General features: G+C 70.8%; 13 protein-coding genes and 1 tRNA gene. 4 read left to right on the top strand and 10 right to left on the bottom strand.

Annotated features, from left to right (window positions below; all coding sequences use genetic code 11):
* Window positions 1-2: 2 nt before the first annotated feature.
* From AB0C17_RS05770 to AB0C17_RS05735, 8 genes are all read right to left on the bottom strand, one after another.
* Window positions 3-914: an ABC transporter substrate-binding protein gene (locus AB0C17_RS05770; protein WP_357476842.1), complete on the bottom strand. Its 912-nt coding sequence runs from the start codon at window positions 912-914 to the stop codon at window positions 3-5.
* 32 nt (window positions 915-946) lie between these two features.
* The gene (locus AB0C17_RS05765; RefSeq protein ID WP_357469434.1) at window positions 947-1,657 is read right to left on the bottom strand and encodes an ABC transporter ATP-binding protein; all 711 of its coding nucleotides are present in this window, start codon (window positions 1,655-1,657) and stop codon (window positions 947-949) included.
* On the bottom strand, window positions 1,647-2,429 hold the full coding sequence (locus AB0C17_RS05760; RefSeq protein ID WP_357381176.1) for an ABC transporter ATP-binding protein: 783 nt from the start codon (window positions 2,427-2,429) through the stop codon (window positions 1,647-1,649). The genes AB0C17_RS05765 and AB0C17_RS05760 overlap by 11 nt, the downstream gene beginning before the upstream one ends.
* A 55-nt stretch (window positions 2,430-2,484) precedes the next feature.
* Entirely contained in the window at window positions 2,485-3,624 is a 1,140-nt protein-coding gene (locus AB0C17_RS05755; RefSeq protein ID WP_357469437.1) for a branched-chain amino acid ABC transporter permease, read from the bottom strand.
* Window positions 3,621-4,571, bottom strand: a complete 951-nt coding sequence (locus AB0C17_RS05750; protein WP_135241219.1) for a branched-chain amino acid ABC transporter permease — start codon at window positions 4,569-4,571, stop codon at window positions 3,621-3,623. Before AB0C17_RS05750 ends, AB0C17_RS05755 begins: the two co-directional genes overlap by 4 nt.
* Before the next feature lie 105 nt (window positions 4,572-4,676).
* On the bottom strand, window positions 4,677-5,837 hold the full coding sequence (locus AB0C17_RS05745) for a branched-chain amino acid ABC transporter substrate-binding protein (RefSeq protein ID WP_357380935.1): 1,161 nt from the start codon (window positions 5,835-5,837) through the stop codon (window positions 4,677-4,679).
* Between the two features lie 257 nt (window positions 5,838-6,094).
* Window positions 6,095-7,306: a hypothetical protein gene (locus AB0C17_RS05740; protein ID WP_357476838.1), complete on the bottom strand. Its 1,212-nt coding sequence runs from the start codon at window positions 7,304-7,306 to the stop codon at window positions 6,095-6,097.
* A gap of 37 nt (window positions 7,307-7,343) precedes the next feature.
* The gene (locus tag AB0C17_RS05735; protein WP_013287522.1) at window positions 7,344-7,964 is read right to left on the bottom strand and encodes a response regulator; all 621 of its coding nucleotides are present in this window, start codon (window positions 7,962-7,964) and stop codon (window positions 7,344-7,346) included.
* Between the two features lie 81 nt (window positions 7,965-8,045).
* Here AB0C17_RS05735 and AB0C17_RS05730 point away from each other — a divergent pair.
* A tRNA-Leu gene (locus AB0C17_RS05730) sits at window positions 8,046-8,128 on the top strand.
* Window positions 8,129-8,226: 98 nt separating this feature from the next.
* Window positions 8,227-8,910 carry a transcriptional regulator gene (locus tag AB0C17_RS05725; protein WP_357380931.1) on the top strand — a complete coding sequence of 228 codons (684 nt, stop codon included), beginning with the start codon at window positions 8,227-8,229 and terminating at the stop codon, window positions 8,908-8,910.
* Window positions 8,911-8,946: 36 nt separating this feature from the next.
* On the opposite strand, the gene AB0C17_RS05720 is transcribed toward AB0C17_RS05725, so the two are convergent.
* Window positions 8,947-10,122 carry a PLP-dependent aspartate aminotransferase family protein gene (locus AB0C17_RS05720; RefSeq protein ID WP_357380929.1) on the bottom strand — a complete coding sequence of 392 codons (1,176 nt, stop codon included), beginning with the start codon at window positions 10,120-10,122 and terminating at the stop codon, window positions 8,947-8,949.
* A gap of 83 nt (window positions 10,123-10,205) precedes the next feature.
* On the opposite strand from AB0C17_RS05720, the gene AB0C17_RS05715 reads away from it, so the two are divergent.
* Window positions 10,206-10,685, top strand: a complete 480-nt coding sequence (locus AB0C17_RS05715) for an Lrp/AsnC family transcriptional regulator (protein WP_357380927.1) — start codon at window positions 10,206-10,208, stop codon at window positions 10,683-10,685.
* A 61-nt stretch (window positions 10,686-10,746) separates the two neighbouring features.
* Window positions 10,747-11,742 carry an LLM class flavin-dependent oxidoreductase gene (locus AB0C17_RS05710; protein WP_357380925.1) on the top strand — a complete coding sequence of 332 codons (996 nt, stop codon included), beginning with the start codon at window positions 10,747-10,749 and terminating at the stop codon, window positions 11,740-11,742.
* Between the two features lie 167 nt (window positions 11,743-11,909).
* On the opposite strand, the gene AB0C17_RS05705 is transcribed toward AB0C17_RS05710, so the two are convergent.
* The gene (locus AB0C17_RS05705; RefSeq protein ID WP_357476836.1) at window positions 11,910-14,192 is read right to left on the bottom strand and encodes a cellulose binding domain-containing protein; all 2,283 of its coding nucleotides are present in this window, start codon (window positions 14,190-14,192) and stop codon (window positions 11,910-11,912) included.
* Window positions 14,193-14,352: the final 160 nt, after the last annotated feature.

Here is a 14,352-nt window from a genome sequence, read left to right as displayed (position 1 = left end):
GGTCAGACCGACGGGTTCAGTTCAGCGTTGGTGATGGCGCCGCCCTCGACACCCCACTTGGCGAGCGCGGCCTTGTAGCTGCCGTCGGCGATGACCGCCTGCACGGCCTCCTTGAGCACCTCGGCGAACGCCTGCTGGTCCTTGTTCACCGCGTAGCCGTACGGCGCCGACTCGTAGATGTCGCCGAGCACCTCGAGCTGGCCGTTGCTCTGCTTGACCGCGTACGCCCCGACCGGGGAGTCGGCCAGCATGGCGTCGTTCTTGCCGCTGCCCACGGCGGCGGTGGCGTCGCTCTGCGCCTGGTACTGGTCGATCTTGATGGCCGGCTTGCCGGCGTCGGTGCACTTCTTCGACCGTGCGGTGATGTCGTCGAGCTGCACGGTACCGACCTGCACGGCGATCTTCTTGCCGCAGGCGTTCTCCGGGTCGACCCCGGCCGGGTTGCCCTTCTTGGTCGCCCACTGGGTGCCCGCCGAGTAGTAGCTCACCATGTTGACGCTCTTGAGCCGGTCGGGGTTGATGGTGAACGACGAGACGCCGACCTCGTACTTGCCCGAACCCACACCGGGCAGGATCGCGTCGAACGGCGCCGACTCGTACTCGGCCTTGAGACCCAGCTTCTGCGCCACCGCGTTGAACAGCTCGACGTCGAAGCCGACCACGGTCTTGCCGTCCTGATCCAGGAACTCGGCCGGGGCGTACGTCGAGTCGGTGCCGACCTTGATCACGCCGTCGGCCTTGATGGCGTCCGGCACCTTCGCGGCCAGGGTGGAGTCGGCCGTGGCGGACACCGACGGGCCGGAGCCCGGCTCGGCCGAGTTCTCCTTCTCGCCGCACGCGGCCAGGGAGAGCAGCAGGACGGCCGCACCGGCGACGCCGAGCGCCGCCCGCCGTCCGGGGTTGGGGTGGAACATGGCTGTACTCCTTATTGCGAGGGGTCGGTCGGTCAGGCCACGCCGAGGTATGCCTCTTTGACCGAGGGGTCGTGCAGCAGGTCCGCACCGGAACCGCTCTTGACGATCCGGCCGGTCTCCAGCACGTACGCCCGGTGGGCGCGCGCCAGCGCCTGCTGGGCGTTCTGCTCCACCAGCAGGATGGTGGTGCCCTGCTGGTTGATCTCCGTGATGATCGTGAAGATCTGCTGGATCAGCATCGGCGCGAGACCCATCGACGGCTCGTCGAGCAGCAGCAGCTTCGGCCGGCTCATCAGCGCCCGGCCGACGGCGAGCATCTGCTGCTCGCCGCCGGAGAGCGTGCCGCCGGCCTGCTTGCGCCGCTCGGCCAGCCGCGGGAACAGGTCCAGCACCCGGGCCAGGTCCTGCGCGATGCCGGCCTTGTCCCGCCGGGTGTACGCGCCCATGTCCAGGTTCTCCAGCACCGACATGCCGGGGAAGATGCCCCGGCCCTCGGGCGCCTGGCACAGGCCGCGCCGCACCCGCAGGTCGGCCCGCAGCTTGGTGATGTCCTCACCGGCGAACTTGATCGTGCCGGAGGCGACCGGCCGGATGCCGGAGATCGCCCGCATGGTGGTGGACTTGCCGGCGCCGTTCGCGCCGATCAGCGCGACGATCTCCCCCTCGTCCACGGTCAGGCTGATGCCGTGCAGCGCCTGGATCCGCCCGTAGAGCAGGCTCACGTCCTCGATCTCAAGCAGCATCGTCCGGCACCCCCAGGTACGCCGCGACCACCTTCGGGTTGTCCCGCACCTCGGCGGGCAGCCCTTCGGCGATCTTCTTTCCGAACTCCAGGACCACGATCCGGTCGGTCACGCCCATCACCAGGCGCATGTCGTGCTCGATCAGCAGCACCGTCACGCCCTGGTCCCGGATCTGCCGGATGAGCTGGAGCAGCTCCTCCTTCTCCGCCGGGTTGAAGCCGGCGGCCGGCTCGTCCAGGCAGAGCAGCTTCGGGTCGGTGGCGAGCGCGCGGGCGATCTCCAGCCGGCGCTGCTCGCCGTAGGACAGGTTGCGGGCGAACTCGTGCCTGCGGTTGCGGATCCCGACGAAGTCCAGCAGGCGCTCGGCCTTCTCCCGGCCCTCGCGCTCCTCCTTCCAGTGCCGCGGCAGGCGCAGCAGGGCGGAGATCACGCTGGTCTTGTGGTGCGCGTCCGCGCCGACCTGGACGTTCTCCAGCGCGGTCATCTCCGGGAAGAGCCGGATGTTCTGGAACGTACGGGCCATGCCCATCCGGGTGATCTGGTGGCGCTTCTTGCCACTGATCTTCTGGCCCAGGAACCGGATCTGCCCCTCGGTGGGCTGGTAGATGCCGGTCATCGCGTTGAAGCAGGTGGTCTTGCCGGCGCCGTTCGGGCCGATCAGGCCGAGGATCTCCCCCTTGTAGAGGGTGAAGTCCACGTCGTTGAGGGCCACCACGCCGCCGAAGCGCAGCGTGACGTGGTCGACCTCCAGCAACGGCTCGCGCTCGCTCACCGTCTCGACGGCGGGGGCCGCCGCCTGGGCCGGAACGGCCGGGGTCTGCTCGGTGTCACTCACCGACGATCACCTCCTTGCGGCGGTCCTTGAACTCCGCCGCTCGTCGCCGGTTCGGGATCAGGCCCTGCGGCCGGAAGATCATCATGATCACCAGCACCAGGCCGAAGAAGAGGAACCGGTACTCGTACAGCTCGATGCCGAACAGCTCGATGCCACGGAACCGCTCGATCATGTACGCCACCAGGCCACCGCCGACGATCGCGCCGACGATGTTGCCCGAGCCGCCGAAGATGACAGCGGCCAGGATGATGATCGAGTTGAGCAGCTCGAAGTTCTGCGAGTTGACGAAGTTCTGCTTACCGGCGAACAGCGCGCCGGCCAGGCCGGCGATGGCCGCGCCGGAGGCGAACGCCCACAGCTTGAACTTGAACGTCGGCACGCCCATGAGCTGGGCCGCGTCCTCGTCCTCGCGGATCGAGATCCAGGCCCGGCCGACCCGGCTGTGGGTCAGGTTCCGCACCCCGATCACCACCAGGATGATCAGCGTGAGCACCAGCCAGTAGTACGGGCGGGCGTCGAGCACGCCGAACCACGGCCGGCCGTCGGCGTACTCGCCGGGCGGGTGCGGGATCTGGTTGAAGCCGCGCTGTCCCTTGAGGAACTCGGAGCTGACCGCCGCGATCCGGATCATCTCGGCGAAGCCGAGCGTCACCAGCGCCAGGTAGTCGCCGCGCAGGCGCAGCGTCGGCGTGCCGAGCATGACGCCGGAGACCATGGTCAGGCCGATCGCGATCGGCACCACCGCCAGCCACGGCCACAGCGTCTTGAGGTCGCTGCTCGGCGAGGTCAGCACCGCTACCGTGTACGCGCCGACGGCGAAGAAGCCGAAGTAGCCCAGGTCGAGCAGGCCGGCGAAGCCGACCACGATGTTGAGCCCGACCGCCAGCAGCACGTAGATCGAGACCGTGAACATCACCTGGGTGAAGTTCGCTCCCGGGGTCGGGATCGGCCCGAGGTACTGGTAGAACTCCTTGTTCGGCAGCGCGTAGAAGAACGCGATCACCGCCGCGAGCAGCACCCAGCGCACCCAGCGGGGCGCGTGGTGCCAGCGCTCCGAGATCGCGTGCCGGCCCTGCCGCAGCTTGTCCGCCGCCGTCTCCCGCCGCTCCGGCGGGTCGATGGTGGTCGTCATGCGCGTGCCCTCCCCAGTGATTCGCCGAGCAGACCGGTCGGCCGGAACATCAGCAGCACGACGAGCACCGCGAACGCGGCGAAGTCCTTCCACTGACTGCCGAACAGGCCCGCGGCGTAGTTCTCCACGACGCCGAGCAGCAACCCGCCGACGAGCGCGCCGCGCAGGTTGCCGATACCGCCGAGCACCGCCGCGGTGAACGCCTTGAGGCCCAGCAGGAAGCCGACGCTGTAGGTGAGCGTCTGGATCCGCACGTCGTAGAGCAGGCCCGCGACGCCGGCCATGGTGCCACCGGCGATGAAGACCATCAGGATGATGCGGTCCTTGTTGACGCCCATCAGCGCCGCCGTGTTGGCGTCCTGGGCCACCGCCCGGATGCCGCGGCCGGTACGGCTGCGGTTGATGAACTGGTCCAGCGCGAACATCATCACCAGCGCGGAACCGATCGTGAGCAGCTGCACCGCGTCGATCGGCACCCCGGCGACGTGGAACAGCGGCTCCGAGCTGACCAGGATGGGTGCGCCCTCCGGACGGCGCCGGGTGTAGACGCCGAACGCCTCGGAGATGGCGATCGAGGCGCCGATGGCGGTGATGAGGAACGCCAGCGGCGGCGCGTTGCGCTTACGCAGTGGCCGGTACGCCACCCGTTCGATCACCGTCGCGGTGCCCGCCGAGGCGATGGCCGCCACGATCATCGCCACCAGCAGGTAGAACAGGATCGAGCCGATGCCGCTGACCTGGGAGTTCTGGTCGAGTCCGAAGCCGTTCCAGGTCCAGATCGCGGCGAACGCACCGGCGATGAAGACCTCGGAGTGGGCGAAGTTGATGAGCCTTAGCACGCCGTACACAAGCGTGTAGCCGAGCGCGACCAGGGCGTAGATGGCGCCCTGCGTCAAGCCGGTCGTGGTGAGTTCCCCGAAGTTGGAGAACAGTCCGTCGAAGTCCAAGGGAGGGACGCTCCGTCGCTCAAGAGAAAAAGAGGGTGCGGCCGGGAGCCAGCTCCCGGCCGCACCCGCGATCACTACTCAATCGCCAGTCCAGCGATCGAACGATCAGGACTTGGGGATCTCCTGGTCCGGGACGACCTTGCCGCCCTGCACCTTGAACGCCCAGACCTTGACCTGCGCCGGGTCGAGCTCGCCACCCTCGACGAACTTGTAGCTGGCGGCAACGCCCTCGCCGCTGTAGCCCTTCACGAACTCCAGCAGGCCGGGACGGGTGGTCTTGCCGGCCTTGATGCCCGCCAGCAGGATGCTCGCCGCGTCGTAGGCGGTGTCGCTGTAGGTGCCCGGGTCGGTGCCGTTGAGCGCCTTGTAGTCGGCGATGAAGGTGCCACGCGCCTCGGTGGACGGAGCGCAGGGGCAGGTGAGGATGGTGCCCTCGGCTGCGGCGGCACCGGCGGAGGTGATGTAGGCGCCGTCGTTCACGCCGTCACCGGCGACCAGCGGGGCGGTGACGCCGGCAGCGGTGAGCTGCTTGCGGATCAGGCCGGCCTCCTGGTAGTAGCCGCCGTAGAAGATCGCCTTGACGTTGGCGGCCTTGACCTTGGTGACCACGCCGGAGAACTCGGTCTGCTTGCCCTCGCCCTGGACCTTGTCGCTGCCCACGACCGAGGAGCCGAGAACCTTCTTGACCTCGTCGGCCAGGCCGGCGCCGTACGCGGACTGGTCGTCGATGACGTAGACCCGGTCGGCCTTGATCACGTTCTTGATGTAGTTGCCGGCGCCGGGACCCTGGCTCAGGTCGTTGCCGACCGCGCGGAAGAACGTCTTCCAGCCCTGCTCGGCGAGGCTCGGACGGGTCGCGGAGGGGGTGATGGTGACCAGGCCGGCCTCGTTGAACAGCGGGCCCGCGGCCTCGGACTCGCCCGAGTAGGCCGGGCCCACGACGCCGAGGATCTTGGGGTCGTCGATCGCCTTCTGGGCCAGACCCGGCGCCTGGTCCGGGCTGCCCTGCGAGTCGAGCTCGGCCAGCTCGACCTTGCAGTCCGGGTTCTCCTTGTTGTACTTGTCGACGGCCACCTTGACGCCGTTCTTCTCATTGATGCCCAGCGCGGCCGAGCTACCGGTCAGCGCGCCGAAGAAAGCGATCTTGCTCCCGCAGGCGCTGCCCCCGGAACCCTCATCGTCGCTGCCGCTGGAACAAGCGGTACCGCCGGCGACGAGCGCCAGCATGGCGACCCCGCCGATCACGCGTGCGAGCTTCTGCCTCAAGGCCCGAACCCTCCTCCGTCCATGATCCGAACCACCCGCCGCTGATTGGCCCTTGCGGGGTGGACGAACCAAGACCGTCGTCGCCGGTCTGGGCCGGGACGTTATCCCACCGTGGGCGGTGGCGTAAGACCTGGAAAGCGGGGTTGACCGAACCGTTACACGCGGTGGCGGATTCAAGCCGATCGCCGTAAGAACCGTAGGCGCGGCAAGGCTTTTACCGACTATTCCTTGGTAACGGGCCAACATCACTTCACCCGCTACCGATCGACGGCTGGCAACGCCCCCCACCAGGCACGGGATGATTTCCCGTCGTCGGCGACCACGAGCAGCCCGTCGTCGCGGACGGCCACCGCCAGCGCGGCGTCGCCCCCGTCCGGCACCGGCACCGGCGTGATCACCGGAAGCCACGACGCGCCCCCGTCACGCGACATCCAGAGCCGTCGCTCGGCCCCGTCACCGGTCACCGCGACCAGCCGGCCGGCCGACGCCGCGAGCGCGTCCACCGACGAAACCCCCGGGCCCGGCGTGCCGAACCCGCCGACCCGCCGCCACCCCTGCCCCACACCCGCCGGCCCGGCGGAGCGCGAACCACAGTCGTCGCACGCCCGCCACACCGCGAAGCGGTCCCCCACCGGGCCGAGGACCACCGGCCCGCCGTCGGCCGACGCCACCCGCTCCGCCGCCCCGGCCGCCCCCGCCGGCACCGGCAGGAGCACCCGCCGCCACACCCGGCCGTCCACCGAGGACCACACCAGCGGCGTCCGGGCCGTCCCGCCGGGCGGTAGCAACGACCCCACCACCAGCCAACCCGGCCCCACCGCTGTCACGTCGTACGCCGCCGTCCGGCCCCGGCCGTCACCGGCGAGCTCCGCGACCCCCGCACGCAGGGCGAACCCCTCGGCGTCCGGCGACGTCCACACGGCCGCACCGTCCGCGCGGGCACCGGCGACCAGCCAACCGGCCGGCCCCGCCGCCAGCCGCGACGCGCTCACCGCGCGCGGGCCGCCGAACAACTCGAACGCCGCCGGCACCTCCCGCAACGGCCCGCCCGGGCGCCACACCCACGTTCCGGTACGCGGATTGCCGTGCACGCCACCGGTCTTCGCGCCCAGGGCCGCCATCCCGTCGGCGCGGCACGCCACCGCGTAGAGCACATGCTGCCGGCCGTAGAACGTCTGCCCGCGCACCGGAATCGGCGACCAGGTCACGCCGTCCGGTGAGGACCACGCCGCCGGCCGGGTCTCCCCCGCCGGATCGACCAGCCCGCCCACGACGTACCACCGGCCGGCGCACCGCGCGACGTCGCGCGGCACCGAACGGCCCACGCCACCGGCGGGAAGGACCAGCTCGACCGGCTGCCACAGCGGGCGCACGGGCTCGGGCCCGGGCAGCGGACGCGGGGTGGCGTGGCAGGCCGCCAGGAGCAGCGCGGCGGCGACGAGGACCGGCCGGACGCGCGCGGAAAGCATGGATCCGATCCTATCGATCGGACGCCTCCCGGGGAGGTCAGGAGGCGGGCTGCTCCACCTCGCCGCCGGCGGTCTCGGCGAGGATCCGCTCGGCGACCTCCTTCATGGTCATCCGGTGGTCCATCGCGGTGCGCTGGATCCACTTGAACGCCTGCGGCTCGGTCATGCCGTACGTGGTCATCAGCGCGCCCTTGGCGCGCTCGACGGTCTTGCGGATCTCCAGCCGGTCGGTGAGGCCGGCGACCTCCGACTCCAGGGCGGCGATCTCCGAGTAGCGGGACAGCGCGATCTCCACCGCCGGCACCAGGTCGCTCTTCTGGAACGGCTTGACCAGGTACGCCATCGCGCCCGCCGCCCGTGCCCGCTCCACCAGGTCACGCTGGCTGAACGCGGTCAGGATGATGACCGGGGCGATGCGCGCGCCGGCGATCCGCTCGGCGGCGGCCAGCCCGTCCATGATCGGCATCTTGATGTCGAGGATGACCAGGTCGGGCTTGAGTTCCTCGGCGAGCTTGACGGCGGTCTCGCCGTCGCCGGCCTCGCCGACCACCTCGTAGCCCTCTTCGACGAGCATCTCGGCCAGGTCCAGCCGGATGAGCGCCTCGTCCTCGGCGATCAGAACGCGCTTGCGCTCGGCGTCCGCCTGCATCTCGCCCACGAGCCACTCCCACCATCGATCCCGGCACGGTCACCACCCATGCTCCCGCATGAGCCTAGTCGGGTACAGTTACCGCACCCCGCCGGGATGGTGGAACGGCATACACGGAAGTCTCAAACACTTCTGCCCGAAAGGGCTTGCGGGTTCGAATCCCGCTCCCGGCACTCTTGTCATACAGGTGTTCGAGGATGTTGCCGTGCATCCTCCCGAAATGCGGGCACGAGCCCGCGCCCTTCGCGCCCAGGGTCACAACATCCGTTCGGTGGCCCGCAGCCTCTCCCTGCCCTACACCACGGTCTGGCACTGGTGCGTCGACCGACCAGAGCCGGCGATCTTCGGAAGCGCCGTCCGCTGCTTCCGGTGCCGCCCCAATCCGGACGCTCCACCCGACCATGCCTCCTACGCCTACCTGCTCGGGCTCTATCTTGGTGACGGACACCTGGTCACCACGGACCGGACGCCGGTGCTCCGCATCTACTGTGCCGACGCCTGGCCGAGCCTGATCGAGAAGTGCGACGCAGCGATGCGGGCGGTGTTGGCCAACAAGGTGCAGCGCATCCAGAAGCGCGGCTGTGTCGCCATACAGAGCACAGCACTCCATTGGCCGTGCCTGTTCCCCCAGCACGGACCGGGCAAGAAACACGAGCGCCCGATCGTCCTGGCCGCCTGGCAGCGGAGCATCGTCGAGGCCCACCCGGGCGACTTCCTGCGGGGACTCTTCCACTCCGACGGCTGCCGCTTCACCAACCGGGTCGTCGTTCGCGGGAAGCAGTACGTCTATCCCCGCTACATGTTCTCCAACCGCTCCACCGACATCATGGCGCTGTGCCAGTGGTCCCTCGACCTGCTCGGCATCGCGTGGCGGATGAATCTGCCGTGGTCCCTGTCAGTCGCCCGCCGGGAGGCGGTCGCCGCCCTCGACCGGCACGTGGGCCCGAAGTCGTGACCGGACGACACCGCGGACGCGCTCTGCCGGGCGACGTCAGATCCGCGACAGTGCCCGCGCGAGGTCCGCCCGCAGGTCCTCCGGGTCCTCCAGGCCCACCGAGACGCGCAGCAGCCCGCCGCAGGGCTTCGCGTCGCCCTCGACCGGCCGGTGGGTGAGCGAGGCCGGGTGCTGGATCAGCGTGTCGACGCCGCCGAGCGACACCGCGTGGGTGATCAGCTCGCAGGCGCCGGCGACCTCGGCCGCGGCGGGAGCACCGCCGCGTACCTCGAAGGCGAGCAGGCTGCCGGTGCCGGACATCTGCCGGCCGACCAGCCCGGCCGGGTCGTGCAGCGACGGGTGGTGGACGCGCTCGACGGCGGGGTGCCCGGCGAGCCAGGCGGCGAGCTTCTCCGCGCCGGCCTGCTGTGCGCGGACGCGCAGCGGGAGGGTCTGGATACCGCGGTGCAGCAGGTACGCGCCGAGCGGGTGCAGGACGGCACCGGTGACGGCGCGGACCTGGCGCAGCCGGGCGGCCCACTCCGGTGCGCAGGCGACGACGCCGGCGAGGACGTCGCCGTGGCCGCCGATGCTCTTGGTGGCGCTGTGCAGCACGAGCGCGGCGCCGTGGCGGGCGGGCTGTTGGAGCACCGGGGTGGCGACGGTGTTGTCGACGAGCAGCGGGACGTCACCGGCGGCGGCGGCGAGCGCGGCGATGTCGACCAGGTCGAGGCTGGGGTTCGCCGGGGTCTCGACCACGACCACTGCGGTGTCGGGCCGGATCGCGGCGGCCACGTCGGCGGTGGTGGCCCAGGTGACCTCCGTGCCGAGCAGGCCGGTGGCGAGGACGTGGTCGGTGCCGCCGTAGAGGGGGCGGACGGCGACGACGTGCCGCTTGCCGTCGCGGGTGGCGGCGAGCAGGGTGGCGGTGAGCGCGGCCATGCCGCTGGCGAACGCGACCGCCTCGGCGGTGCCTTCGAGCTGGGCGAGCGCGGTCTCGAACCGGGCCACAGTGGGGTTCCAGAGGCGCTGGTAGACGGCGCTGCCGCCGGCCGGGAGGGTGCCGCCGGTGGCGAGTGTCTCGTAGTCGTCGCCGCCGCCCGCGACCGAGGGCAGCGGGTTGGTGGTGGACAGGTCGATCGGCGGGACGTGGACGCCGAGCCCGGCGAGGTCGGCGCGCCCGGCGTGTACGGCTGCGGTGTCCACGGAAGTCATGCCGGAAGCGTCGAACATGACGACGGCACAAGGCAATACCAGCGAAGAAGATTCTGACGATCACGCTTTCGCCCGGGAGTGATTCGGTGAAGGATGGTCACATGCCTGCCGCACCGAATGATCTACGGCCGTTCGCCGGCCTGGACGACACCGACCGCGCGATCCTCACCGAGCTGGCGGCCGACGGCCGGCTGCCGAACAACGCGCTGGCCGAGCGGGTGGGGGTGGCGCCGTCGACGTGCCTGACCCGCACCCGGGCGCTGCGCGAGTGCGGGGCGATCCGCGGGTTCCACGCGGAGGTGGACCCGGCTGCGGTGGGCCTGCCGTTGCAGGCGCTGGTCTCGGTGCGGCTGACCGCGCACGAGCGGGCCGCCGTGGACGCGTTCCGGGCCCGTTCGGTACGGCTGCCGGGGGTGGTGTCGGTGTTCCACGTGGCCGGCGCGGACGACTACGTGCTGCACGTACGGGCGGCCTCCGGGGACGCCCTGCGGGACTTCGTCCTCGATCATCTCGCAGTCGACCCGGCGGTGCAGCACACGCAGACCAGCCTGATCTTCGAGCAGGCCCGGGGTATGGGGTAGCGCACCCGGCGGAACAATTCCGGCACGTGGCCTGTTGCACCACGCTGTGATCGACGTACCCATGTCTGTTCTTGATCTTGCCCCGGTGGCGGCGACCGGCAGTGCCGGTGAGGCGCTGCGGCACACCACGGAGCTGGCCCGCCGCACCGAGGAGCTGGGCTACCGCCGGTTCTGGGTGGCCGAGCACCACAACATGCCCGCCATCGCCAGCTCCGCGCCGGCCGTGCTGCTGGCGCACCTGGCGGCGAACACCAGCACGATCCGGCTCGGCTCGGGCGGGGTGATGCTGCCCAACCACGCGCCGCTGGTGGTGGCCGAGCAGTTCGGCACCCTGGAGGCGCTGCACCCGGGCCGGATCGACCTGGGCATCGGCCGCGCCCCGGGCACCGACCAGGTGACCGCGCTGGCGCTGCGCCGCACCATGGAGGGCCTGTCCGCCGAGCACTTCCCGCGTGAGCTGGCCGACCTGATGAACTACTTCTCCGGCGCCGAGCCCGGCCCGATCACCGCGACGCCGGGGCGGGGCCAGTCGCCGCAGGTGTGGCTGCTCGGGTCCAGCGGCTTCAGCGCACAGCTGGCCGGCCTGCTCGGATTGCCGTTCTCGTTCGCGCACCACTTCAGCTCGCAGAACACGATCCCCGCGTTGCGGCTCTACCGGCAGCACTTCCGGCCGTCGCAGTGGCTGGACCGGCCGTACGCGATGGTGGCGGTGAACGCGGTCTGCGCCGAGACCGACGAGCGGGCCGAGTGGCTGGCCGGACCGGCCGGGCTGTCGTTCCTGAAGCTGCGGTCGGGGCGGCCGGAACCACTGGTCACGCCGGAGGAGGCGGCGGCGTACCCGTACTCGGAGTTCGAGCGGGAGTTCGTCGCCCAGCGCCGCGACGGCCAGGCGACCGGCTCGCCGGAGACGGTGGCCCGGCAGCTCGGTGAGTTGCTGGAGCGCACCGGCGCGGACGAGCTGATGCTCACCACGATGGTGTACGACGTGACCGACCGGATCCGCTCGTTCGAGCTGATCGCCGAGAAGGTGGCCGGCGGGCTGCGCCGGGACGCCTGAAACACGCTCTTCATAGCCACGTCACCGCACCGTCGCGTGGGACGCATAACTTTGTCCCCGGTGGTGGTACGGCATTCCCGGTCGGGACGGGTCGGGAATGCTGCGGTGTGGTGCACCGGGTCGCCGGCGGAGCGGATTCCGCGGCCGGCGACCCGGTGCCTGCCGTTTCAGCGCAGGTAGATGTTCGGCGCGGGCGGTGTGCTCATGCCGTCGCCCAGGTGGAAGCCCGGGTGCGGCGGCTGGTTGTAGGCGGTGTTCTGCCAGGCCACTGCCACTCGGTACTGCGGGTCGTGCATCAGCGTCGGCAGGCGCAGGCCGGTGGTGACGGGCGTGCTGTAGATCCGCAGCGCGGTGCTGTCGGAGGTGCGCCAGACCACCTCCTCGCGCCAGTCACCGAGCAGGTCGGCCGAGAGCGCCGGAGTGGACTTGGTGCCGTTGTTCGAGGCGACGCCGCTGCCGGTGAGCAGCCGCGTCTCCCCGCCGGTGCCGTACTTGTCGATCTTCGTGGCGTCGAGCAGCTCGCGGACCGGGTCGCCGTCCCACCAGATCAGGAAGTTCGCCGACGACGGCTTACGCCCGACGCTCTGCCCCCTGGTGTTCAGTAGCCCGTCGACAGCCGACGACCAGGACTCCGCACCCGGGCTGCCCGCCCAGATGTCGCCGGAGACGCCGCGGCCGTTGTCGCCGTTCGGTGCGGTCTGCCAGATGATCTGCCCGGTCCGCGCGTCGGCCATCCAGGAGCTGGGCTTGCTGCCGTCCTCGTCGACCTTGAACACCTCCAGGCCCGCGCGGGCCGGATCGAGGTCGCCGACGTGCAGCGCGTCGCCGTGGCCGTTGCCGGTGGAGTAGAGCAGCCGGCCGTTGTCGTCGATGGTGGCTGCGCCGTACACGATTTCCTGGCGGCCGTCGTTGTCCACGTCGGCCACGGAGAGCTGGTGGTTGCCCTGGCCGGCGGCGGCACCGTTGCCGGAGGCGTTCGAGTCGAACGTCCAGCGCTTGCGCAGCGTGCCGTCGCGGAAGTCCCAGGCCGCGATGACGGCCCGGGTGTAGTAGCCGCGCGCCATGATCAGCGAGGGACGCTGCCCGTCCAGGTACGCGGTGCCGGCGAGGAACCGGTCGACCCGGTTGCCGTACGAGTCGCCCCAGGACGAGACGGTGCCGCGCGGCGGGTCGTAGTCGACTGTGGACAGGGCCGCGCCGGTGCGGCCGTCGAACATCGTCAGGTACTCCGGGCCGGCGAGCACGTAACCGCTGGAGTTGCGGTAATCGGCCGAGCCGTTGCCGATCACCTGGCCGGTGCCGGAGCGGGTGCCGTCGGCGGTCTTCATGGCCACCTCGGCGTCCCCGTCGCCGTCGTAGTCGTACACCTGGAACTGGGTGTAGTGGGCGCCGGCGCGGATGTTGCGGCCCAGGTCGACGCGCCACAGCCGAGTGCCGGTGAGCGTGTACGCGTCGACGTAGACGTTGCCGGTGTAGCCGGACTGCGAGTTGTCCTTGGCGTTCGACGGGTCCCACTTGAGCACGAACTCGTAGCGGCCGTCACCGTCGAGGTCGCCAACGCTCGCGTCGTTCGCCGAGTAGCTGTAGCCCTCCCCCGCCGGGGTGGTGCCACCGGGCGGCGGCTGGATCGGCACGTCCAGGTAACCGTTGGCGAACTGGAGCGCCGGGGCGGACGCCGCCTGCTCGGCGCCGTTCACCACGGCCCGCACGGTGTACGCCGAGCCGGCCGCCGCGCCGCTGTCCAGGTACGTGGTGGCGCCGGTGATCGGGCTTCCGTTGACCTTGGTGCCGCCCCGGTAGAGGTTGAACGAAACCCCTGTGATCTCGGTGCCGAGCAGCCGCCAGGAGACCAGGTTCCCGTTTCCGGAGCGGACGCTGACCAGCCCTCGGTCGAGGTCCTCCATCTGCTTCGCCCCGGCCGGCGGGGTGGTCGGCGGGGGTGTGGTGGGTGGCGGCGTGGTCGGCGGCGGAGTGGTGGGTGGTGGCGTGGTCGGCGGTGGCGTGGTGGACGGCGGGGTGGTGGACGGCGCGCCGGTGCAGGCGGTGCCGTTGAGCGTGAACGCGGCCGGGACCGGATTCGACGCGTTGTTCCACGAGCCGTTGAAGCCGAAGTTGGCGGTGCCGCCGGTGCCGAGGGCCGCGTTGTAGCCGGCGTCGCGGGCGCTCACCTGCGTGCCGGACTGGCTGACCGTCGCGTTCCACGCCTGGACGACCTGCTGGCCGGCGGCGAAGCTCCAGCCGAGGGTCCAGCCGTTGACCGGGTCGCCGAGGTTGGTGACTGTCACGTCGGCGCCGAAGCCGCCGCTCCACTGGTTGGTGATCCGGTAGTCGACCCGGCAGGCGACGGCCGCCGCGGCGGCCGTCATCGTGGTGAGCGCGCCCGCCGACAGGGTGACCGCAGAGGCCGCGGCGAGCAGCGCGAGCCGGTGGCGTGGGGTGGTGAGGTGCACGGAAAATGCCTTTCGCGGAGGTCAGGCACGCGGCGACGCCGGTCTGCCCGGACCGGCGGATACGTGCCCTGACGCGAGGGGCGACGCCAACACATCGACGTCGGTGATTAGGCTCCGCGCCTCGTTAGCCTAGGTCACCGCCGGACACCCCCACAAGCGC

The organism is Micromonospora sp. NPDC048887, from assembly GCF_040649715.1.
Taxonomy (GTDB): Bacteria; Actinomycetota; Actinomycetes; order Mycobacteriales; family Micromonosporaceae; genus Micromonospora.
This window is presented reverse-complemented; position numbering and strand designations above follow the sequence as displayed.